The 20,889-nt window shown below is 68.3% G+C and carries 17 protein-coding genes; 3 read left to right on the forward strand and 14 right to left on the reverse strand.

All coding sequences use genetic code 11. The features are described from left to right. Positions 1-57: 57 nt before the first annotated feature. The 8 genes from clpB to LCHO_RS10165 form a co-directional block, all read right to left on the reverse strand. Positions 58-2,655, reverse strand: coding sequence for an ATP-dependent chaperone ClpB (gene clpB / locus LCHO_RS10130; RefSeq protein WP_012347046.1), 2,598 nt, complete (start codon positions 2,653-2,655; stop codon positions 58-60). Between the two features lie 130 nt (positions 2,656-2,785). Continuing rightward, positions 2,786-3,265, reverse strand: coding sequence for a molybdenum cofactor biosynthesis protein MoaE (locus LCHO_RS10135; protein ID WP_012347047.1), 480 nt, complete (start codon positions 3,263-3,265; stop codon positions 2,786-2,788). Between the two features lie 10 nt (positions 3,266-3,275). Then, on the reverse strand, positions 3,276-3,527 hold the full coding sequence (locus LCHO_RS10140) for a MoaD/ThiS family protein (protein ID WP_012347048.1): 252 nt from the start codon (positions 3,525-3,527) through the stop codon (positions 3,276-3,278). 16 nt (positions 3,528-3,543) lie between these two features. Further along, a complete protein-coding gene (locus tag LCHO_RS10145; RefSeq protein WP_012347049.1) occupies positions 3,544-4,854 on the reverse strand; it encodes a molybdopterin molybdotransferase MoeA in 1,311 nt (436 codons plus the stop codon). Beyond that, complete coding sequence (gene mobB, locus LCHO_RS10150; protein WP_012347050.1) at positions 4,823-5,368, reverse strand: molybdopterin-guanine dinucleotide biosynthesis protein B; 546 nt, start codon at positions 5,366-5,368, stop codon at positions 4,823-4,825. Before mobB ends, LCHO_RS10145 begins: the two co-directional genes overlap by 32 nt. 37 nt (positions 5,369-5,405) lie before the next feature. Continuing rightward, positions 5,406-6,824: a threonine synthase gene (thrC, locus tag LCHO_RS10155; protein ID WP_012347051.1), complete on the reverse strand. Its 1,419-nt coding sequence runs from the start codon at positions 6,822-6,824 to the stop codon at positions 5,406-5,408. Between the two features lie 29 nt (positions 6,825-6,853). Continuing rightward, entirely contained in the window at positions 6,854-8,170 is a 1,317-nt protein-coding gene (locus LCHO_RS10160; protein WP_012347052.1) for a homoserine dehydrogenase, read from the reverse strand. A 62-nt stretch (positions 8,171-8,232) separates the two neighbouring features. Continuing rightward, a complete protein-coding gene (locus LCHO_RS10165) occupies positions 8,233-9,462 on the reverse strand; it encodes a pyridoxal phosphate-dependent aminotransferase (RefSeq protein WP_012347053.1) in 1,230 nt (409 codons plus the stop codon). Positions 9,463-9,614: 152 nt separating this feature from the next. Here LCHO_RS10165 and LCHO_RS10170 point away from each other — a divergent pair, with 152 nt between their 5' ends. The 3 genes from LCHO_RS10170 (at position 9,615) to LCHO_RS10180 (ending at position 12,476) form a co-directional block, all read left to right on the forward strand. After that, the gene (locus LCHO_RS10170) at positions 9,615-9,986 is read left to right on the forward strand and encodes an Mth938-like domain-containing protein (RefSeq protein ID WP_012347054.1); all 372 of its coding nucleotides are present in this window, start codon (positions 9,615-9,617) and stop codon (positions 9,984-9,986) included. A 97-nt stretch (positions 9,987-10,083) separates the two neighbouring features. Then, on the forward strand, positions 10,084-10,560 hold the full coding sequence (locus tag LCHO_RS10175) for a peroxiredoxin (RefSeq protein WP_012347055.1): 477 nt from the start codon (positions 10,084-10,086) through the stop codon (positions 10,558-10,560). A 194-nt stretch (positions 10,561-10,754) separates the two neighbouring features. Then, on the forward strand, positions 10,755-12,476 hold the full coding sequence (locus LCHO_RS10180) for a PhoH family protein (RefSeq protein ID WP_012347056.1): 1,722 nt from the start codon (positions 10,755-10,757) through the stop codon (positions 12,474-12,476). Between the two features lie 67 nt (positions 12,477-12,543). Here the strand turns inward: LCHO_RS10180 and LCHO_RS10185 are convergent, their stop codons facing one another. The 6 genes from LCHO_RS10185 to tadA all read right to left on the reverse strand — a co-directional run bounded on the left by LCHO_RS10185 (position 12,544) and on the right by tadA (position 20,851). Further along, on the reverse strand, positions 12,544-14,472 hold the full coding sequence (locus LCHO_RS10185; protein WP_012347057.1) for an ABC transporter ATP-binding protein: 1,929 nt from the start codon (positions 14,470-14,472) through the stop codon (positions 12,544-12,546). Continuing rightward, positions 14,469-15,938: an ABC transporter permease gene (locus tag LCHO_RS10190; protein ID WP_043704133.1), complete on the reverse strand. Its 1,470-nt coding sequence runs from the start codon at positions 15,936-15,938 to the stop codon at positions 14,469-14,471. The genes LCHO_RS10185 and LCHO_RS10190 overlap by 4 nt, the downstream gene beginning before the upstream one ends. An 84-nt stretch (positions 15,939-16,022) precedes the next feature. After that, the gene (locus LCHO_RS10195) at positions 16,023-17,006 is read right to left on the reverse strand and encodes an ABC transporter permease (RefSeq protein WP_012347059.1); all 984 of its coding nucleotides are present in this window, start codon (positions 17,004-17,006) and stop codon (positions 16,023-16,025) included. Next, the gene (locus LCHO_RS10200) at positions 17,003-19,213 is read right to left on the reverse strand and encodes an ABC transporter substrate-binding protein (protein ID WP_043704136.1); all 2,211 of its coding nucleotides are present in this window, start codon (positions 19,211-19,213) and stop codon (positions 17,003-17,005) included. The genes LCHO_RS10195 and LCHO_RS10200 overlap by 4 nt, the downstream gene beginning before the upstream one ends. Positions 19,214-19,236: 23 nt before the next feature. After that, entirely contained in the window at positions 19,237-20,163 is a 927-nt protein-coding gene (locus LCHO_RS10205) for an LD-carboxypeptidase (protein ID WP_012347061.1), read from the reverse strand. Continuing rightward, on the reverse strand, positions 20,156-20,851 hold the full coding sequence (gene tadA / locus LCHO_RS10210) for a tRNA adenosine(34) deaminase TadA (protein ID WP_012347062.1): 696 nt from the start codon (positions 20,849-20,851) through the stop codon (positions 20,156-20,158). Before tadA ends, LCHO_RS10205 begins: the two co-directional genes overlap by 8 nt. Positions 20,852-20,889: the final 38 nt, after the last annotated feature.

Raw genomic sequence — 20,889 nt, forward strand, 5'->3', positions numbered from 1 at the left:
CGGGCTCAAGCCCGAAACGAGACCGGGGCAGCCTCTCGCCACCCCGGCTTCGCAACGTCAGTGCACCGTGCGGCCGAACTCGAAGTCGCCGGTGGCGCCGACGTTGACCGGCACCACGTCCTTCGGGCCGAAGCGGCCCTCCAGGATCAGCTTGGCGACCGGGTTCTCGATGCGCTGCTGGATCGCCCGCTTGAGCGGCCGCGCGCCGAACACCGGATCGAAGCCGACCTTCGCCAGCTCGGCCAGCGCCTCGGGCGAGACCTCCAGCGTCATCTCCATCTTGCCCAGCCGCGCCGCCAGCGCCTTCAGCTGGATCTGCGCGATCGCCTCGATGTGCTTCTGGTCGAGCGCATGGAACACCACCGCCTCGTCGATGCGGTTCAGGAACTCCGGGCGGAAATGCTGCTTGACCTCGGCCCACACCGCCTCGCGGATCAGCTCGGTGTCCTGCCCGGCCATCTGCATGATCTGGTGCGAGCCCAGGTTGCTGGTCATCACGATCACGGTGTTCTTGAAGTCGACCGTGCGGCCCTGCCCGTCGGTCAGGCGGCCGTCGTCGAGCACCTGCAGCAGCACGTTGAAGACGTCCGGATGCGCCTTCTCGACCTCGTCGAGCAGCAGCACGCTGTAAGGCTTGCGGCGCACCGCCTCGGTCAGGTAGCCGCCTTCGTCATAACCGACGTAACCCGGGGGCGCGCCGATCAGCCGGCTCACCGAGTGCTTCTCCATGAACTCGCTCATGTCGATGCGGATCATGTGGTCGTCGCTGTCGAACAGGAAACCCGCCAGCGCCTTGCACAGCTCGGTCTTGCCGACGCCGGTGGGCCCCAGGAACAGGAAGCTGCCGAGCGGCCGGTTCGGGTCGCTCAAGCCGGCGCGTGAACGCCGGATCGCGTTGCTCACCGCGATGATCGCCTCGCTCTGGCCGACCACGCGGTCGTGCAGCTTGCCTTCCATCTGCAGCAGCTTGTCGCGCTCGCCCTGCATCAGCTTGGCCACCGGGATGCCGGTGGCACGCGACACCACCTCGGCGATCTCCTCGGCGCCCACCACCGTGCGCAGCAGTTGCGGGCCCTGACCGCCCTTGGCCTTGCCGGCCTCCTTGGCCTGGGCGTCGTGCAGCTTCTTTTCCAGCTCGGGCAGCTTGCCGTACTGCAACTCGGCCACGCGGTTGAAATCGCCCTTGCGCTTGAACTCCTCGATCTGCAGGCGCGCGCTCTCGATCTCTTCCATGAACTGCTTGGAACCCTGCGCGGCGGCCTTTTCAGCCTTCCAGATCTCCTCCAGATCGGCCGCTTCGCGTTCGAGCTTGGCGATCTCTTCCTCGATCAGGCCGAAGCGGCGCACCGAACCTTCGTCCTTCTCCTTGCGCACCGCCTCGCGCTCGATCTTGAGCTGGATCAGCCGGCGATCGAGCTTGTCCATCGACTCCGGCTTGGAGTCCATCTCGATCTTGATCTTGGCCGCCGCCTCGTCGATCAGGTCGATCGCCTTGTCGGGCAGGAAGCGGTCGGTGACGTAGCGGTGGCTCAGCTCGGCCGCGGCGATGATGGCCGGGTCGGTGATCTGCACGCCGTGGTGCACCTCGTACTTTTCCTGCAGGCCGCGCAGGATGGCGACCGTGGCCTCCACGCTCGGTTCGTCGACCAGCACCTTCTGGAAACGCCGCTCCAGCGCGGCGTCCTTCTCGACGTACTTGCGGTATTCGTTGAGCGTGGTCGCGCCGATGCAGTGCAGCTCGCCACGCGCCAGCGCGGGCTTGAGCATGTTGCCGGCGTCGATCGCGCCCTCGGCCTTGCCGGCGCCGACCATCGTGTGCAGCTCGTCGATGAACAGGATGATGCGGCCCTCGTCGGCGGCCACTTCCTTGAGCACCGCCTTCAGGCGCTCCTCGAACTCGCCGCGGTACTTGGCGCCGGCCAGCAGCCCGGCCATGTCGAGCACCAGCACGCGCTTGTTCTTCAGGCTCTCGGGCACCTCGCCGTTGACGATGCGCTGCGCCAGGCCCTCGACGATCGCGGTCTTGCCGACACCCGGCTCGCCGATCAGCACCGGGTTGTTCTTGCTGCGGCGCTGCAGCACCTGGATGGCGCGGCGGATCTCGTCGTCGCGGCCGATCACCGGGTCGAGCTTGCCCATGCGGGCGCGCTCGGTCAGGTCGAGCGTGTATTTCTTGAGCGCCTCGCGCTGGCCTTCGGCCTCGGCGTTGTCGACCGTGGCGCCACCGCGCACCGCGTCGATCGCGGCCTCGAGCGCCTTGCGCGTCAGGCCGTGACCACGCACCACGCCGCCGATGTCGCTCTTGCTGTCGGCCACCGCCAGCAGGAACAGCTCGCTGCTGACGAACTGGTCGCCGCGCTTGCCGGCATCCTTTTCAGCCGCCTGCAGCAGCGCGAGCAGATCACGGCCCGGCTGCACCGACTGACCGCTGCCCTCGACCTGCGGCAGGCCCCTGATCAGCGTGTCCATCGCGGTTTTCAGCGCCGCGGTGTTGGCGCCGGCGCGGTCGAGCAAGGCCTTCGGGCCGTCCTGCATCGCCAGCATCGCCGCCAACAGGTGGGCCGGTTCGATGTAGGGGTTGTCGCGGTTGATGGCCAAGCTCTGCGCGTCGGCCAGGGCTTGTTGGAAAGCAGTCGTGAGCTTGTCGAGTCGCATGGGCAGATCCTCCGGGTTGCAGAGAATCTTAGGCAGCATGGCCCCATTTCAAGGCCCGCCGCAGCGCCTTTGGTGACAGCCGGTAGACGAGGATCAATCCGCCGTCAATCGGACGGCCGGTGCGGCCGTGTCAGCCGACGTTGCCCGGCGTGATGCCCCAGCGGCGCAGCGCATCGTCGTCGCTGACGCGGGCGTCGACCCAGCGCGCGCCCTCGGGCGTGGTTTCCTTCTTCCAGAACGGCGCCTCGGTCTTGAGGTAGTCCATCAGGAACTCGCAGGCCTGGAAGGCCTGGCCGCGGTGCGCCGAGCTGACGGCCACCAGCACGATCTGGTCCTGCGGCTGCAGCAACCCGACGCGGTGGATGACGCGCGCGGCGCGGATGTCAAAGCGCTGCAGCGCCGTGTCGATCATGGCCTCGATGCTGCGCTCGGTCATGCCGGGGTAATGCTCCAGTTCCATCGCGCTGACACCGGCGCCGTCGCTGCGGTCGCGCACGGTGCCGATGAAACTGGCCACCGCGCCGACGCCACCGTCACCAGCACGCAAGGCCGCGACCTCGGCAGAAAGGTCGAAATCGGCCTGCTGGATCGTCACCCGGGGCGTATTCACGTCCAACTCCTCAGCCGCCGGTCACGGGCGGGAAAAACGCCAGCTCGGCGCCGTCTGTCAACTCGGTGTCTTCGCTGCACATCGTCTGGTTCAGCGCCGCACGCAGCGCGCGGCCGCGGGCCAGCGCGCTGGCGTGCGGTTCGCCCTGGGCGATGAGCCGGTCGCGCACCGCGGCCACCGTGGTCGGCGCGGGCAGTTCGAGGCTTTCGCCGGCACCGAGGGCTTCGCGCAGCGAGGCGAAATAACGCAGTTGGATCTTCATGTCTGGCTTGAACAAATCACGCGGCAATCGGAATGAAACGCACCGCATCGCCGGCCCGGATGGTCTGCCCGCCCGGGTTGTCGAGCAGACCGTCGGCCCACACCGCCGACGTCAGCACGCCCGAACTCTGGTTCGGAAACAGGTCGAGCCCGCCGGCCGCGTTGAGCCGCACGCGCAGGAACTCGCGGCGCTTGTCGGCGCGCGGCCAGTCGAAATCGGCGCGCAGCGTGTAGGTGCGCGGCGCCGTGTCGGTCGCACCCTGCAGGCGCAGCAGCACGGGGCGCACCAGCAGCAGGAAGGTCACGAAGCTCGACACCGGATTGCCCGGCAGGCCCATGAACCAGGCGCCCGAATGGCCGGCCGCGCTGTCACCAGCGTCTTCGCCACTGCGGCGCACGCTGCCGAAGGCGAGCGGCTTGCCGGGCTTGATCGCCATCTGCCAGGTGTCGAGCCGGCCCTCGGCCATCACGGCGGGCTTGATGTGATCCTCTTCGCCGACCGACACGCCGCCGGAGGTCAGGATCAGGTCGTGGCCATGCGCGGCATCGCGCAGCGCGGCGCGGGTGGCGTCGAGCCGGTCGGGCACGATGCCCAGGTCGGTGACCTCGCAGCCCAGGCTTTGCAGCAGCGCGCACAGCGTGTAGCGGTTGGAGTTGTAGATCGCGCCGGGCTTGAGCGGCTCGCCGGGCATCACCAGTTCGTCGCCGGTGGAGAACAGCGCCACGCGCGGACGGCGCGCGACCTGCAGGTTGGCCGCCCCGACCGAGGCTGCCAGGCCCAGCGCGGCCGGCGTCAGGCGCGTGCCGGCGTGCAGCACCACGCTGCCGTGTTGCACGTCCTCGCCGCGGCGGCGGATCCACTGGCCCGATTCGGGCACGGTGTTGATGCGCACGGCGCCCAGGCCCTCGCCCCCCTCGGAAGCCTCGGCGCTGCATTGCTCCTGCATCACCACCGCATCGGCGCCGAGCGGGATCTGCGCGCCGGTGAACACCCGCGCCGCCGTGCCAGGCTGCAGCGGCTGGCCGACCACGCCGGCCGGCACGCGCTGGCTGACCGGCAGGCGCGTGCCCTCGGCGGGCACGTCGGCCGCGCGCATCGCGTAACCGTCCATCGAGGTGTTGTCGGCCGGCGGCACGTCGAGCAGCGAGCGGACGTCCTCGGCCAGGATGCGGCCGAGCGCTTCGAAGGTCGAGACGCGTTCGTGGCTGGCTGGCGGCAGCGGCTGCACGGTCGACAGCAGGCGCTCGATCGCTTCGTCGAGGCTCAGCAAGGCGCCGCGCCCGGGGGCGCCGGCGCTAGAGGAAGTCTTGGGGGGCGTGGTAGTCATATCGAGCCGAATCTTGCAACAGGAAGGCCGCGATCGCGCGCGGCTGGTTCAGATCCAGCACCGGCAATCCGGTCGGCGCGGGCAGCGACGGCGTCGGGTCGGTGGCCACGGCGATCACGAACGGATCGCCGGCGGCGTACAAGGCCGGGGCGCCGTGCGCGGCGCGCCAGACCTCGATCTTGGGCAGCGCAGCGTGTTTGAAACCCTCGACCAGCACCCAGTGCGCCTCGCCGCAGTCGACCAGTTCGGCCAGCAGGTCGTGCACGCTCGGTTCGTACTCGACCTCGAACTCGCGCACCTTGGCCAGCCGGTGGTTGTTGGCGATCACCACCTCGAAGGCGCCGGCCTCGCGGTGGCGGTGCGAGTCCTTGCCGGGCACGTCGATGTCGAAGCGCTTGTGTGCGTGCTTGACCACCGACACCCGCTGGCCGCTGGCTTTCAGTTCGCGGATCAGGCCCTCGGCCAGGCTGGTCTTGCCCGAACCCGAGGAGCCGCAGAGGCCGACCACCTTCATGGCCGGCACCCACGCTGCAGCGCGATCGCGTGCGCCATCAGATCGACACGCGCTCGGCGATGTAGCGCTGCACGCGCGCGGCATCGACCGGCATCACCTCGAAGCGCTTCGGGCGCGACTCGATGTCGACCAGGCCGGCCGGCCGCGGCGCCTTCACGTCGGCGCCCAGCGCCTCGGTGATGGTCGCCTCGAACTTGGCCGGCAGCGCGGTCTCCAGCACGATCATCGGCACGCCGGGCTGGACGTGTTCACGCCCGACCTTCAGGCCGTCGGCGGTGTGGGTGTCGATCAGCACGCCAAAACGCTGCCAGGTGTCGCGGATCGTGGCCAGGCGGTCGGCGTGGGTGCTGCGGCCGGACACGAAACCGTAGGCCGGCACGCGGGCGAACTCGTCGGTCGAGAGCGTGAAAGCGCCCTCCTTCGACAACGCGGCGCCGAACAGCGCCTGGATGCGCGCACCTTCGCGGCCGAGCAGGTCGAACACGAAGCGCTCGAAGTTGCTGGCCTTGCTGATGTCCATCGACGGGCTGGAGGTCTCGAAGGTTTCCGCGCTGCCGCGCACCCGGTAGGTGCCGGTGTTGAAGAACTCCTCGAGCACGTTGTTCTCGTTGGTGGCGACCACCAGCTGCGCGATCGGCAAGCCCATCATGCGCGCCACGTGGCCGGCGCAGACGTTGCCGAAGTTGCCCGACGGCACCGCGAAGCTGACCTGCTCGCCCTCGGCCTTCGTGGCCTGGAAGTAGCCGGCGAAGTAGTACACCACCTGCGCCAGCAGCCGCGCCCAGTTGATCGAGTTGACGGTGCCGATGCGGTACTGGCGCTTGAAAGCCAGATCGTTGGAGACCGCCTTGACGATGTCCTGGCAGTCGTCGAACACGCCTTCGACGGCGATGTTGTGGATGTTCGCGTCTTGCAGACTGAACATCTGCGCCTGCTGGAACGGGCTCATGCGACCGTGCGGGCTGAGCATGAACACGTTCACGCCGGCCTTGCCGCGCATCGCGTATTCGGCCGCACTGCCGGTGTCGCCGCTGGTGGCACCGAGGATGTTGAGCGTCTCGCCGCGGCGGCCCAGTTCGTACTCGAACAGGTTGCCGAGCAGCTGCATCGCCATGTCCTTGAAGGCCAGCGTCGGGCCGTTGGACAGGGCTTCGAGGCACAGGCCGGCTTCGAGCGACTTGAGCGGCACGATCTGCGGCGTGCCGAACACGGCTTCGGTGTAGGTCTTGTCGACCAGCACGCGCAGATCGGCAGCCGGGATGTCGTCGATGTAGAGCGACAGGATCTCGAACGCCAGGTCGGCGTAGCTCAGGCCGCGCCACTTGGCGAGCGTGGCGGCGTCGACCTTCGGGTAGGCCACCGGCAGGTAGAGCCCGCCGTCGGGCGCCAGGCCTTCGAGCAGGATCTCGGAGAAGCCGCGCTCGGTCTTGTCGCCGCGGGTGCTGATGTACTTCATCGTCTCGTGTCCAGTGCGGTGTCAGCGGCTCAGGCCAGCTCTTCCTTGCGGATGCTCACGATCGGCGCCAGCACCGTCGGCAGCGCCTGCATCTGCGCCAGCGCGGCGCGCATGCGGCCCTCGACGGTCTCGTGCGTCAGGATGATCACGTCGGTCTGGTTCTCGCCTTCGGCCGATTCACGCTGCAGCACTGCGTCGATCGAGATGTCGCTCTCGGCCAGGATGCGGGTGATGGCGGCCAGCACGCCCTTCTGGTCGGCCACGCGCAGGCGCAGGTAGAAGGCGGTGCGCACGGCGTCGATGCCGACGATCGGCGTGGCGTGCAGCTCGTCGGGCTGGAAGGCCAGGTGCGGCACGCGGTGATCCGGGTCGGCGGTGTGCAGGCGGGTGATGTCGACCAGGTCGGCGATCACGGCCGATGCGGTCGGCTCGCTGCCGGCGCCCTTGCCGTAGTACAGCGTGGTGCCGACGGCGTCGCCCTGCACCATCACGGCGTTCATCGCGCCTTCGACGTTGGCGATCAGGCGCTTGCTCGGCACCAGCGTCGGGTGCACGCGCAGCTCGATACCGCCGCCGTCCGCCTGGCGCTTGGCGATGCCCAGCAGCTTGATGCGGTAGCCGAGCTGCTCGGCGTAGCGGATGTCGGCCGCGCCCAGCTTGGTGATGCCTTCGATGTGGGCGCGGTCGAACTGCACCGGGATGCCGAACGCCAGCGCGCTCATCAACGTGGCCTTGTGCGCGGCGTCGACGCCTTCGATGTCGAAGGTCGGGTCGGCTTCGGCATAACCCAGCGCCTGCGCCTGCTTGAGCACGACGTCGAAGTCGAGGCCCTTGTCGCGCATCTCGCTCAGGATGAAATTGGTGGTGCCGTTGATGATGCCGGCGATCCACTGGATGCGGTTGGCGGTCAGGCCTTCACGCAGCGCCTTGATGATCGGGATGCCACCGGCGACGGCGGCCTCGAAGGCGACGATCACGCCCTTTTCGCGCGCGGCGGCGAAGATCTCGGTGCCGTGCACGGCCAGCAGCGCCTTGTTGGCGGTGACGACGTGCTTGCCCGCGGCGATCGCTTCGAGCACCAGCGCGCGGGCGATGCCGTAGCCGCCGATCAGCTCGATGACGATGTCGATCTCGGGGTTGGCGATCACCTCGCGGGCGTCGGCCACCACCTGGACGGCGTCGCCGACGATCTCGCGGGCGCGCTCGACGTTGAGGTCGGCCACCATCGTGATCTCGATGCCACGGCCGGCGCGGCGGCGGATTTCTTCCTGGTTGCGGGCGAGCACGTTGAACGTGCCGCTGCCGACGGTACCGATGCCCAGCAGGCCGACTTGGATGGGTTTCATAGGGACTCTATCGGGCGCACTCGGGCGCCGGTTTCAGGGGAGAAGGAAAAGAGCGACGCGCCTCAGGCGCTGTGGCGCTTGCGGTAGTGGTCGAGGAAACGCGCGATGCGGCTCACCGCGTCGGTCAGGTCGTCCGAATTGGGCAGGAAGACGAGCCGGAAATGGTCGGGCGTGGGCCAGTTGAAGCCGGTGCCCTGGACGATCAGCACCTTCTCTTCGGCCAGCAGTTCGTAGGCGAACTGCTGGTCGTCGGCAATCGGGTACATCTTGGGGTCGAGCCGCGGGAACATGTAGAGCGCCGCCTTGGGCTTGACGCAGGTGACGCCCGGAATCTCGCTCAGCAGCTTGTGCGCGAGGTCGCGCTGGCGGCACAAGCGGCCGGTCGGCACCACCAGGTCCTTGATGCTCTGGTAGCCGCCCAGCGCGGTCTGGATTGCCAGCTGGCCGGGCGTGTTGGCGCACAGGCGCATCGAGGCCAGCATGTTCAGACCTTCGATGTAGTCGCGCGCATGGCGCTTGTCGCCCGACACCACCATCCAGCCGGCGCGGTAGCCGCAGGAGCGGTAGTTCTTGCTCAGGCCGTTGAAGGTCAGGATCAGCACGTCGTCGGCCAACGCCGCGATGCTGGTGTGGGTGTGGCCGTCGTAGAGCGTCTTGTCGTAGATCTCGTCGGCAAAGATGATCAGCTGGTGCTGGCGGGCCACCTCGATCAGCTCCAGCAGCACGCTGTCGGGGTAGAGCGCGCCGGTCGGGTTGTTCGGGTTGATGACGACGATCGCGCGGGTGTTGGGCGTGATCTTGCGGCGGATGTCGGCGATGTCGGGCATCCACTCGGCTTGCTCGTCGCACATGTAGTGCACCGGCTTGCCGCCCGACAGCGCCACCACCGCGGTGTAGAGCGGGTAGTCGGGCGACGGGATCAGCACCTCGTCGCCGTCGTCGAGCAGCGCGTTCATGCTCATGGCGATCAGCTCGGAGGCGCCGTTGCCCAGATAGACGTCATCGACGGTGACGCCCTTGACGCCCTTCTCCTGCGTGTAGTGCACCACCGACTTGCGCGGCGCGAACAGGCCCTTGCTGTCGGTGTAGCCCGCAGCGTGCGGCATGTTGCGGATCATGTCCTGCACGATCTCGTCGGGCGGCTCGAGCCCGAACACGGCGAGGTTGCCGATGTTGAGCTTGATGATCTTGTGGCCCTCTTCCTCCATCTGGCGGGCCTTCTCCAGCACGGGGCCGCGGATGTCGTAGCACACGTTGGCGAGCTTGCTGGATTTGGCGACGGTCTTGAGCACGGGGATTCCTGGAGGACGCAAAGGCACTGCTCGATGAGCGGTCAGCCGCAGGCGCAAAAGCTAGAATTTTATCCGACTGAACCGGTCTGCCACTCGCACACTGCTGCGCGCAAGCCCGGACCCCGCATCCCTACGTCGAGCACCCCGTCACCGTGAAATTCCAGCCCGACCGCATCGAAGGCGTCAACGTCATCACCGGCTACACGTCAGCCAGCATCAACGTCAACGCTCAGCCCTGGGATTGCAGCGTGATCGTCCCGTTCCAGGGCGACATCCTGGCCTGGCCGTGTGCCCGTTTCGACGAACTGGCCGAGTCGCATTTCGAGCCGCTCCTGGCGCTGCGGCCGGAGCTGGTGATCGTCGGCAGCGGGCGTCAACATCGTTTCGTGCCGCCGGTGCTGGTGCGTGCGCTGATCGCCAAAGGCATCGGCGTCGAGAGCATGGACACGCAGGCGGCCTGCCGCACGTACAACATCCTGGCGGGAGAAAGCCGGCGCGTGGTGGCGGCGCTGCTGCTCGATTGACGGAGCACGTGCGCCGCCAACGCCGGCGCCAGAACGCGAGCGACGGCTCACGAGCCTTATAATTGCAGGATTCCGCCCTATAGGGACACGTACCTGCATGACGCCCGCTCTCAATAAATCTCTCCCCGACCTTGAAGCGAACGCCACGGGAGGCATCAAGTTCACTCCTCAGGCCTTTCTGGGCAAGACGGTCGTACTTTATTTCTACCCGAAGGACAACACGCCGGGTTGTACCACCGAAGCGATGCAGTTCCGCGATCACCACAAGGAATTCACCAATGCCGGCGCAGTGGTATTCGGGGTTTCGCGCGACAACATGGCGTCGCACGACAAGTTCAAGCAGAACCTCGAACTGCCCTTCGAGCTGATTGCCGACACCGAAGAAAAGCTCTGCCACATGTTCGGCGTGGTCAAGAACAAGATCATGTACGGCAAGAAGGTCAAGGGGATCGAACGCTCGACCTTCCTGATCGACACCGAAGGCGTGCTGCGCGCCGAGTGGCGCGGCCTCAAGGTGGCCGGTCACGTCGAAGAAGTGCTGAAGGCGGTGCAGGAACTCAAGAGCCCGGCCTGACCCTGGCTGCGACAGCGCCTTGACACGGCACCGGATGGAGCGTCAGGCCGCATGCATAATCGGTGCATGCGTTTGACTACCGAGCCGCATGAATCCAAAAAGCCGAACAGCTTGCTGTCCGGCTTTTTCTTTTTTGGCCGTCAACGACCTGCCTGCACACCGCTGGCGGTCGCATCCTCAGACTGAACTCATCGATGCCTCTGCCCAAACCCCCTGCCAAACGTGGCGCCCTGCTGGCCCCGAGTGAATTCGATGTCCAGGCCGCCCCCAAGCCGGCGCGCCGCACTACCAAGGCGGTCAGCGCAGATCGCGCACTGCTCGAGTTCAAGGTTCCGACGACAGCCGGTGCCGCACCCGCGCCGAAGGTCGTGACGCCCGCCGCTGCGGTGGCAGGCGTGATCGCCGCCGAGGCCCCCGTGCAAACGCGTCCGGAGCCGGCGGCACGCAAGAGCACCGTGCCGGTCAAGCAGGCTGTCACGGCCAGCCAGCGGCGCGCCCGCACGCCGCGTGGCACCGGGCCGGCCAAGCTGTTCGTGCTCGACACCAACGTGCTGATGCACGACCCGATGTCGATCTTCCGCTTCGAAGAGCACGACATCTACCTGCCGATGATCACGCTCGAAGAGCTCGACGGCCACAAGAAGGGCATGAGCGAGGTCTCGCGCAACGTGCGCCAGGTCAGCCGCGAGCTCGACGGTCTGGCCGCCAGCCTCGAAGACACCGCCAACCTGAACACCGCGGCGGGCATCCCGCTGGCGAAGACCGGTCACCGCGAGGCCGGCGGCAAGCTGTTCTTCCAGACCACGCTGCTCGACGTCAAGCTGCCCGACGGCCTGCCGCAGGGCAAGGCCGACAACCAGATCCTGGGTGTGGTGCAGGGCCTGCGCAACCAGTTCGCCGATCGCGAGGTGGTGCTGGTGTCGAAAGACATCAACATGCGCATCAAGGCGCGAGCGCTGGGCCTGCCGGCCGAAGACTATTTCAACGACAAGACGCTCGAAGACGGCGACCTGCTCTACACCGGCGTGCAGCCGCTGCCGTCGGATTTCTGGGAGCGCCACGGCAAGACGATGGAGAGCTGGCAGCAGGGCGGCACCACCTACTACCGCATCAGCGGGCCGATGGTGCCGGTGCTGATGGTCAACCAGTTCGTCTACCTCGAGTCGCCGGGCAATGCCGCGCTCTACGCCAAGGTCACCGAGATCACCGGCAAGACCGCGGTGCTCAAGACGCTCAAGGACTACACCCACGCCAAGCATTCGGTGTGGGGCGTGACGGCGCGCAACCGCGAGCAGAACTTCGCGCTCAACCTGCTGACCGACCCCGACTGCGACTTCATCACCCTGACCGGCACCGCCGGCACCGGCAAGACGCTGATGACGCTGGCCGCAGGCCTCAGCCAGGTGCTCGATGACCGCCGCTACTCCGAGATCATCGTCACCCGCGTGACCGTGCCGGTGGGCGAGGACATCGGTTTCCTGCCCGGCAACGAGGAAGAGAAGATGAGCCCCTGGATGGGCGCGCTCGACGACAACCTCGAAGTGCTGGCACGCGGCGACAGCGCCTCCGGCGAATGGGGCCGCGCGGCCACCAACGACCTGGTGCGCAGCAAGATCAAGATCAAGAGCCTGAACTTCATGCGCGGGCGCACCTTCCTGAACAAGTTCGTCATCATCGACGAGGCGCAGAACCTGACGCCCAAGCAGATGAAGACGCTGATCACGCGCGCCGGCCCGGGCACCAAGATCGTCTGCCTGGGCAACCTGGCGCAGATCGACACGCCCTACCTGACCGAAGGCTCGTCGGGCCTGACGTTCGCGGTCGACCGCTTCAAGGGCTGGCCGCACGCCGGCCACATCACGCTGGCGCGCGGCGAGCGCTCGCGGCTGGCGGATTTCGCGTCCGAAGTGCTGTAAGCGATCGAGCACCTCCTGCCTTCGGGCAGATCACGACGGGTCCGGCCAAGCCGGGCCCGTTTTTCATTCAGGGCCCGGTTCGGGTCGCCAGCCGTGGCACCGCGGCCAGCAGCGCGCGGGTGTAGTCCCTGCGCGGCGCGCCCAGCACCTGGTCGACCGTGCCGACCTCGACGATGCGCCCACCCTGCATCACCGCCACCTCGTCGGCCAGGTACTCGACCACGCCGAGGTGGTGGGTGATGAACAGCAGCGCCACGCCGGTGTCGTGCTGCAACTGGCGCAGCAGGTTGAGGATCTGTGCCTGCACCGACACGTCGAGCGCCGAGGTCGGCTCGTCGCAGATCAGCAGCCGCGGCTCGACCGCCAGTGCGCGCGCAATCGCGATGCGCTGGCGCTGGCCGCCCGAAAACTCGTGCGGATAAGCCTGCAAGGCGCGTGACGGCAGGCCGACCTGCTCGGCCAGGTCGTCGACGCGGCGTTTGCGCGTGTGTTGGCTCAACTCCGGCCGCAACTCGATCAGGCCCTCGGCCAGGATGTCGGCCACCCGCATGCGCGGGTTCAGCGAGGCGTACGGGTCCTGAAAGATCAGCTGCACCTCCCGCCGCGCGGCGCGCAGTTCGCTGCCTTGCAAGGTGAACAGATCGCGGCCGTCGAGCAGCGCGCGGCCGGTGCACGTGGCCTGGCGCCGCAGCAACTGCGCGATCGCCTTGCCGGTGGTCGTCTTGCCGCTGCCCGATTCGCCCACCAGCGCCAGCGTGCGGCCGCGCGCCAGTTGCAGGCTGATGCCGTCGACGGCGGCGGTGCCAGACTGCGAGCGCCACCAGAATCCGCTCGCGCGCGAGAACGTGACACGCAACTGCTCCACCGCCAGCAAAGGCACCGGCGTGGCGCCGGATGTGAGGCGGGCATCGGGTGGCGTCATCGGACGACCTGTCGACGGCGTGATCGACGGTGCTGGCGATCTGCCATGCGCTGCGTGATCCAGCGCCGCATCGCCGGCGCGCGCGCAACGCAGCCCGTGGCCTGGCGGCATCTCCACCCACGTCGGCTCGGCGTTCAGGCAGACGTCCTGCGCATGCGGGCAGCGCGGCGCGAAGCGGCAGGCGTTGAATTGCTGCGCAAGCGACGGCACCGCGCCGCCGATCGCCGCCAGCGGCCGGCCGCGCCGTGCGCCGTCGGGCAGCGCCTGCAACAGCAGTTGCGCATAGGGGTGGCGCGGCGCGGCAAAAAATGCCTCGGCGCTGCCGACCTCGACGATCTGGCCGGCATACATCAGCGCCACCTGCTGCGCCATGCCGGCCACCACCGCCAGGTCATGCGTGATCAGCAACAGGCCCATCTGGTGCTCGCGCTGCAGGTCGCGCAGCAGGTCGAGGATCTGCGCCTGGATCGTCACGTCGAGCGCCGTGGTCGGCTCGTCGGCGATCAGGAAATCGGGCTCGGCGGCCAGCGCGATGGCGATCATCACGCGCTGCTGCTGGCCGCCCGACAGGCGAAACGGGTAGTCGTCGAAACAGCGCGCCGGCTCGGGCAGGCCCACGCGCGCCAGCCACTCGACCGCACGTGCACGGGCGGCGGCGCCGCGCAGTGCGGTGTGGGCCTCGATCGCCTCGCGCAGCTGCGCGCCCACCGTCATCACCGGGTTCAGGCTGGTCGACGGCTCCTGGAAGATCATGCCGATGCGCCCGCCACGCACCCGGCGCATCTGCGCTTCGGGCAGGTCGAGCAGTTCGGTGCGGCCCAGGCGCACCGAGCCCGATTCGACAAAACCGTTGTGCGGCAGCACGCGCATCAGCGCAAGCGCGGTCATGCTCTTGCCGCAGCCCGATTCGCCGACCAGCGCGAAGGTCTCGCCGCGGCGGATCGCCAGCGACAGGCCGTCAACTGCGCGCAGCAAGGCGGCGTCGGCCTGATCGACATCGAGCGCCACCTGCAGCTGATCGAGCCGCAGCGCCTGGGCCTCGCCCCGCGGGTCTGGCACGCCCGGCGCGCTCATCGCACGCTCCGGCGCTGGCGCAGCACCCGCGCGCGCCAGCTGCCCGCACGCGGATCGAAGGCCAACCGCACGCCGTCGGCAAACAGGTTGGCTGCGAGCACCAGCGCCACCATGAACACGAACGCGGCGCTGAACGACCACCACACCACCGGGTCGCGGCTCATCTCCGATCGCGCCAGGTTGATCATGCCGCCGAAGCTGTTCATCGCCGGGTCGACGCCCACGCCCACATAGCTCAGCACCGCCTCGTAGAGCACCAGCGCGGAGAACTCGAGCACGCTGTTGATCAGCACCAGGTGCATCACGTTGGGCAGGATGTGGCGCAGCATGATGCGGCTGTCGCGCACGCCGCAGGCGGTGGCGGCCAGCACGAAATCGAGCTCGCGCAGCTTGAGCGTCTCGGCCCGGATCAGCCGGCACAGCCCGGCCCAGCCGGTGGCGCCGAGGATCAGGCAGAGCAGGAAGATCTTCAGGTCGGCGCGTTCGAGCTGGGTCTCGAACAGCGCCGGGTTCTGGTCCAGCCAGACCTGCACCATCAGCACGCAGGCGGCGATCAAGAGCACGTTGGGCACCGACGACAGCACCGTATAGAGGTACTGGATCAGCTCGTCGCCCCAGCCCTTGAAATAACCCGCCAGGATGCCCAGCGTGATCGCCAGCGGCAGCGTCGCCAGCGTCGAAAGGCTGCCGATCACGAAGGCGGTGCGCACGCTCTTGAGCGCCTGCACCAGCACGTCGTTGCCGGTGCGGTCGGTGCCGAGCACGTGGTAGTGCGCGCCCAGCGCCACCGCCATGCCGAGCAGCGTGCACAAAGCGGTCAGCGTCAGCAAGGCGGCACGCAGCGGCAACTCGGTCTGCCGATGCCAGATCGCGCGCAGGGCATCGCGGGTCGACGCGGGATGCGGATGGCGCGCCGCCACGCGCGGGCGCCACCACGCCACCACCAGCCAGGCGAGCGCCGCCAAGCCCAGCCCGGCACCCAGGCCGATCGCAGCCCGGCGCAGCAGATCGGCGGGCCATTGCCGGGCCGGGTCGCTCAGATGGCGGCCGGCGTGCTGCAGCGGCCGGTGCTCGCGCAGCGTCTGGCCGTCGCGCTCGATGGTTTCCTTGGTGAAGCCGACGTGATCGAGCGGGCGCGAATAGCTGCTCTCGCGCATCGCGATCGGCGTGGCCAGCAGCACGTCGAGCAGCGACTCGGTGCGCGTGGCGTAGAACACCTCGCGCGCAGCCGGTCGCTCGCCCTCGGCCGGCGGCAGCGCACGGCGGAAGTGCACGCTGTCGATCAGCGCGACACCGGCGAAGAACACCAGCACCACCGCCGCACTGAGCGCCGCCGGCTCCTGCCAGACCTTGCGCCAGCTCGCCCGCCAGGCCGGCGAGCGCAGCACCGCGATGGCATAGACCGCCAGCCCGATCACGACGGCGGCCAGCAATGCGTCGGTCCACAGCAGCACGAAACGGGGCATCGGATTCATGTCAGTTCTGCCGGGCCGCCCCAAGGGACTGACACGCCCCCACGGGGGGCAGCGAACACAGTGAGTGTGGGGGTCTCATGCGAGCCTCACCCGCGGATCGGCCAAGCTGTAGGCGATGTCCACCGCGATGAACGAGGCGATGTAGAGCAGCGAGCCCAGGAACACCATCGTGCGCACGATCGCGAAATCCTGGCCGCTGATGGCCTCGATCACGTAGGCGCCCAGCCCCGGCAGGCCGAAGAAGCTCTCGAACACCAGGCTGCCGAGGAACACGTAGGGCAGATAACTGCCGGCGCTGGTCAGGATCGGCAGCAGCGCGTTGCGCAGCACGTGGCGGCCGAGAACCACCGCCTCCGACAGGCCCTTGGCGCGCGCGGTGCGCACGTAGTCCTTGCCCATTTCTTCGAGCAGCATCGCGCGGTACAGGCGCGCCTCGGTGCCCAGCCGCGCCAGCAGCGACAGCCCGATCGGCAGCAGCATGAAACGCCAGGCCGCCCAACCCTCGGCATAACCCGAGATCGGCGCGAGCCGCAGCACGCGCGAGAACAAAAACTGGCCGACCACGATGTAGAACAGGCTCGAGATCGACAGCATCGCCACGCACAGCACGACGCCCCAGAAATCGATCCGGCTGCCGCGGAAGAACACCAGCACCAGCGCGAACAGCGTGCTCGCGATCAACTGCAGCACGAACAGCGGCAAGGCCAGTTGCAGGCTGACCCACATCCGGCTCTTGACCTGCGTGCCGATGTCGCCGGCGCTCTCGGCGTCGGCGCGGCCGAACTGCAGCGTGAACAGCGACACCGAGCGCTCCCAGAAGATCGTCTCGGTGAGCTGCTCGCCGCCCTGCTTCGCATCGTTCCAGTACAGCGGCTTGTCGTAGCCGCGCTCGGTTTTCCACTTCTGGATCTGCTCGGGCGTGATGCGCTTGCCGCCGATGTTCAGCCGCGCCATGTCGTCGGGCGTGTTGACGCTGAAGAACAGGAAGAACGTCAGCAGGTTGACGCCCAGCAGCACCAGCAAACCATGGCCGAGGCGACGCAGGATGTAGGAAGTCATCGCGCCGTCGCTCGTTCACGCGCTCGCCAGCTGCGCCAGCCGAACCAGACCAGCGCCAGCAGCGCCACGCCCGCGAGCATCAGCGGCCAGCCGACCGGCCGGTTCCAGGCCCGCTGCAGCCGCGTGCGCAGCGCCGTGTCGACGCGGTAGAAACGCAGGTGATCCTTGATCAGCACCGGCACCACCGCGTTGCGCACCCAGGGCTGGAAGGCGCCGGTGGCGTCGGGGATGTAGCCCCAGATCCACGGCGCGTCGTCCTGCAGCAGCGCCACCATGCGGTCGATCAGCGCCTGCTTGGGCGGCCCGTCGTCCAGATCCTTGAGCTGCTGGAACAGCCGGTCGAAGGCCGGGTTGTCGTAGTTGGCGGTGTTCTCGCCCTCCGAGCGGGTCTTGCCGTTCGGGCCGTAGAGCAGGAACAGGAAGTTCTCCGCGTCCGGGTAATCGGCCAGCCAGCCCGAGAAGAACAGCTGATGCCGGCCCTTGCGCACCTTGTCCTGGAACTGGTTGTTGTCGGTGGCGCGCACCTCGAGCTGGATGCCGAGCTGGCCGAACTGGCGGCTCATCCAATCGATCTCGGCCTTGAATTCGGGCGTCAGCGTGCGGTAGAAATCGTAGTTGATGACCAGCGGGCGGCCCGTGCGGGCGTCGCGCCCGTCGGGGTAGCCGGCCTCGACCATCAGCTTGCGCGCGTCCTCGATCGGCCGCCGCACGATCTTGCCGTCGACCACCCGGTGCGTGACCGGATTGACGCCGTCGAGCGCACCTTGTCGCGAGCCGAAGATGCCTGCCGGCAGCGGCCCCATCGCCTCGACGCCGCCCTTGTTCGGGAAGATGTTGCTGTAGTCGGCCCAGTCGAGCGCGATCGAGATCGCCTGGCGCAGCCGGCGATTGCGCGCCTGCTGCTCGGGCGTGTCGCCGCGGCCGACCACCGGGTCGAGCATGTTGAAGCCCATGAACCAGATGCTCAGGTCGCCGGCGCGCGGCAGCTGGTAGCCGCGCTCGGTGTACTCGGCGCGCGCTTCGGGCGAGTCTTCCATGTCGATCAGATAGTCGGCGCCGCGGTCGGTGCGCTCGATCTCGGGCACGTCCAGGAAACCCTGGCGGAACTTGGCTTTCAGCGGCACCTGTTCGCGCTCCATCTGGAACACGATCCGGTCGACGAAGGGCGTCGGCTTGCCGCAGTCGTCGAGCAGGCCGCGCTCGCGGTCGCCGGGCATGCCTTCGCAGGGGTACGGGTCGCCGCGGTAGTTGGGGTTGCGTACCAGCACGTGGCGGCGATCCTGTTCGAACTCGGCCATCATGAACGGCCCGGTGCCGACCGGCCAGCGGTCCAGCGACAGCCCGTTGCGCGCCATGCCCGGCTGGGCGTAGAAGGCGTCGGCCTCCCACGGCATCGGCGCGGCAAACGGCATCGCCATCCAGTATTTCCACTGCGGATACTTGCCGCGGATGCGCAGGCGCAGCAGGTGCTTCTCCGGCGCGCTGACCCCCGCCAGTGGCCAGCGGCGGAAGTCGAGAAACGGCTTGTCGAGTGCGGCCGGATCGAGCCCGGCGCGCAGCTTGGCGTCCTCCTGCTTGACCAGCGCGCCGTACTCCTTCAGCCCGACGATGTACTCGGCAAAGATGCCGAAGATCGGCGTGGTCACCCGCGTGGTGGCGTGGCGCTTGAGGCCGTAGACGAAGTCCTCGGCCACCAGTTCGCGCGTACCCGTCACCTCGAACTGCCACGGCGACGTGCGCTCGCCCACCTGCGCCGCGCTCAGCTGGTGATACAGGTAGCGGCCTTGCGCGTCCTGCGCAAACGCCGGGTGCGGCTGGTAGCGGATGCCGGGGCGGATGCGCACCTCGTACACGCTCTCGGCCACCTGTTCGCCCGGCGCATCAGCGGCCAGGCGCCGGCCGTTCTTGTCCAGATAGACCGGCGGCGCCACCTCGGTCGCCACCTTCGGGATCAGCGTGAACGGGCGCTTGAGGTAGTGATAGGTGTACGGCGGCTCGTAGATGCCGTAGGTGTAGGGCGTGTCCTGGTTCCAGTACGACGCCACTGGGTCGAGGTGTCGTGGCGAGCGCTCGGTGAACGCGGTGTAGAGCGTGTTCGAGGCCGCCGAGCCAGGGCCGTGCGGACTGTTGTCGCAGCCGGCCAGCAAGGTGAGGCCTGCCAGCACCAGGCCAGCGCCGAAGCGGATCACGCGTTGCATCCAGGCCATCGCGTGATCGGCCATCGCCCGGGTCAGCCCCAGGCCACCAGGGCGTCACGCCCTTCGATCACCAGCTGCGCCTTGATCCCCACCGGCAGCGTCACCTTGGTCGGCACATGGCCGATCGGCAGGCCGGTCAGCACCGGGGTGGAGGTCATCGCCCGCACCTGCGCGACCATCGACTTGACGTTGTAGCCGCGGTCGAGCGGGCTCTTGCGCCAGCCGCCGAAATCGCCCAGCAGCACCGCCTTCTGCGCCGCCAGCACGCCGGCCTGCTGCAGCTGCATCAGCATGCGTTCGACCCGGTACGGGTGCTCGTTGATGTCTTCGAGGAACAGGATGCCGCCCTTGACCTTCGGCCAGTGCGGCGTGCCCAGCAGCGAGCACAGCACCGTCAGGTTGCCGCCCCACAGCAGGCCCTTGACGTCGAGGCCGTCGTGACCTTCTTCGGTACGGAAACCCACCGCCTCCAGCTCGCCGCTGACCGCCTCGATGAAGCAGTCGGGCGTCACCTCGTCGAGCCCGCCCTCGGCCACGCTGCGGCCGAAGTCGTCGACCGCCAGCGGGCCGTGCCAGCTCGGCGCCTTGGTGTGCGCCAGCAGGCCCAGGTGCAGCGCCGTCTGGTCGCTGTAGCCGACCCAGTGCGTGCCGCGCGCCACCGCACGCGCCAGCAGCGGCCAGTCGATGCGGTCGAGCAGCCGCGTCAGGCCGTAACCGCCGCGCGTGGCCAGCGCCACCGTGGGGGCGGCCTCGGCCACGCGGTGCAAGGCGGCCAGGCGCAGGTCGTCGTCGCCGGCAAAACGCTGGTGGCGGGCCAGCGCGTCGGCGTCGATCGACACCTCGAAGCCGTAGGCCTGCAGCCGCTTGGCCGCGCGCCGCAGGGCGGGCGCCGCCATCACCACGCCCGACGGGCTGTAGAGGTGCAGGGTACCCAGGTCGTGGGCGAATGCTTCAGTCATTGCGGTTCCGATCAGCGGACATCAGTTGGGCTGCGAACAGGTCGAGCGCGCCGGCTTCGCTGAGCCGGCCCTCGTCGACGTCGGGCAGCGGCATGGGTTCGTCGGGTTCGTCAGGCAGCATCTCGAAGACCTCGCCCACGGCGACCGGGCCGGTCTCGGCCGGCGCTTCTTCGCTGCGGCGCGCCAGGCGTTCGGCCTTCTGCTGGTTGCGCCGCTCGACGAAGAATTCGCGCAGCACCCGGCCGCAGCTGTCGGCCAGCACGCCGCCCTGCACCTCGGTCTGGTGATTGAGCTGTGGCAGGTCGAACAGGTTCACCACCGAGCCGGCCGCGCCGGTTTTCGGATCCCAGGCGCCGAACACCACGCGCCGCAAGCGCGCGTGCAGCAGCGCCATCGCGCACATCGCGCAGGGCTCGAGGGTGATGTAGATCTCGCAGTCGGGCAGGCGGTAGTTCTCGAGCAGCGTGGCGGCGTGGCGCAGCGCCACCAGCTCGGCGTGCGCGGTCGGGTCGTTCGTGGTGACGGGCCGGTTGTAGCCGGTGGCGATCACCTGCGGGCCGTCGGCGGTGTGGCGCACGATCACCGCGCCCACCGGCACTTCGCCGGCCAGGTGCGCGTTGAGCGCCTGGTCGAGTGCCAGGCGCATGGTGTTTTCGTCTCGGGAGGTGGTGTCGGTAGCGTCGGTCATGGCATGGAGCGATCGCCACAGGCGATGGGTCGACATTG

Source organism: Leptothrix cholodnii SP-6 (assembly GCF_000019785.1).
Classification (GTDB): domain Bacteria; phylum Pseudomonadota; class Gammaproteobacteria; order Burkholderiales; family Burkholderiaceae_C; genus Sphaerotilus; species Sphaerotilus cholodnii.

Coding starts and splice junctions, on each gene's coding strand:
- clpB (WP_012347046.1), bottom strand. CDS start 2,655: ATGCGACTCGACAAGCTCACGACTGCTTTCCAACAAGCCCTGGCCGAC.
- LCHO_RS10140 (WP_012347048.1), bottom strand. CDS start 3,527: ATGAAGATCCAACTGCGTTATTTCGCCTCGCTGCGCGAAGCCCTCGGT.
- LCHO_RS10145 (WP_012347049.1), bottom strand. CDS start 4,854: ATGACTACCACGCCCCCCAAGACTTCCTCTAGCGCCGGCGCCCCCGGG.
- mobB (WP_012347050.1), bottom strand. CDS start 5,368: ATGAAGGTGGTCGGCCTCTGCGGCTCCTCGGGTTCGGGCAAGACCAGC.
- thrC (WP_012347051.1), bottom strand. CDS start 6,824: ATGAAGTACATCAGCACCCGCGGCGACAAGACCGAGCGCGGCTTCTCC.
- LCHO_RS10160 (WP_012347052.1), bottom strand. CDS start 8,170: ATGAAACCCATCCAAGTCGGCCTGCTGGGCATCGGTACCGTCGGCAGC.
- LCHO_RS10175 (WP_012347055.1), top strand. CDS start 10,084: ATGACGCCCGCTCTCAATAAATCTCTCCCCGACCTTGAAGCGAACGCC.
- LCHO_RS10180 (WP_012347056.1), top strand. CDS start 10,755: ATGCCTCTGCCCAAACCCCCTGCCAAACGTGGCGCCCTGCTGGCCCCG.
- LCHO_RS10185 (WP_012347057.1), bottom strand. CDS start 14,472: ATGAGCGCGCCGGGCGTGCCAGACCCGCGGGGCGAGGCCCAGGCGCTG.
- LCHO_RS10190 (WP_043704133.1), bottom strand. CDS start 15,938: ATGCCCCGTTTCGTGCTGCTGTGGACCGACGCATTGCTGGCCGCCGTC.
- LCHO_RS10195 (WP_012347059.1), bottom strand. CDS start 17,006: ATGACTTCCTACATCCTGCGTCGCCTCGGCCATGGTTTGCTGGTGCTG.
- LCHO_RS10200 (WP_043704136.1), bottom strand. CDS start 19,213: ATGGCCTGGATGCAACGCGTGATCCGCTTCGGCGCTGGCCTGGTGCTG.
- LCHO_RS10205 (WP_012347061.1), bottom strand. CDS start 20,163: ATGACTGAAGCATTCGCCCACGACCTGGGTACCCTGCACCTCTACAGC.
- tadA (WP_012347062.1), bottom strand. CDS start 20,851: ATGACCGACGCTACCGACACCACCTCCCGAGACGAAAACACCATGCGC.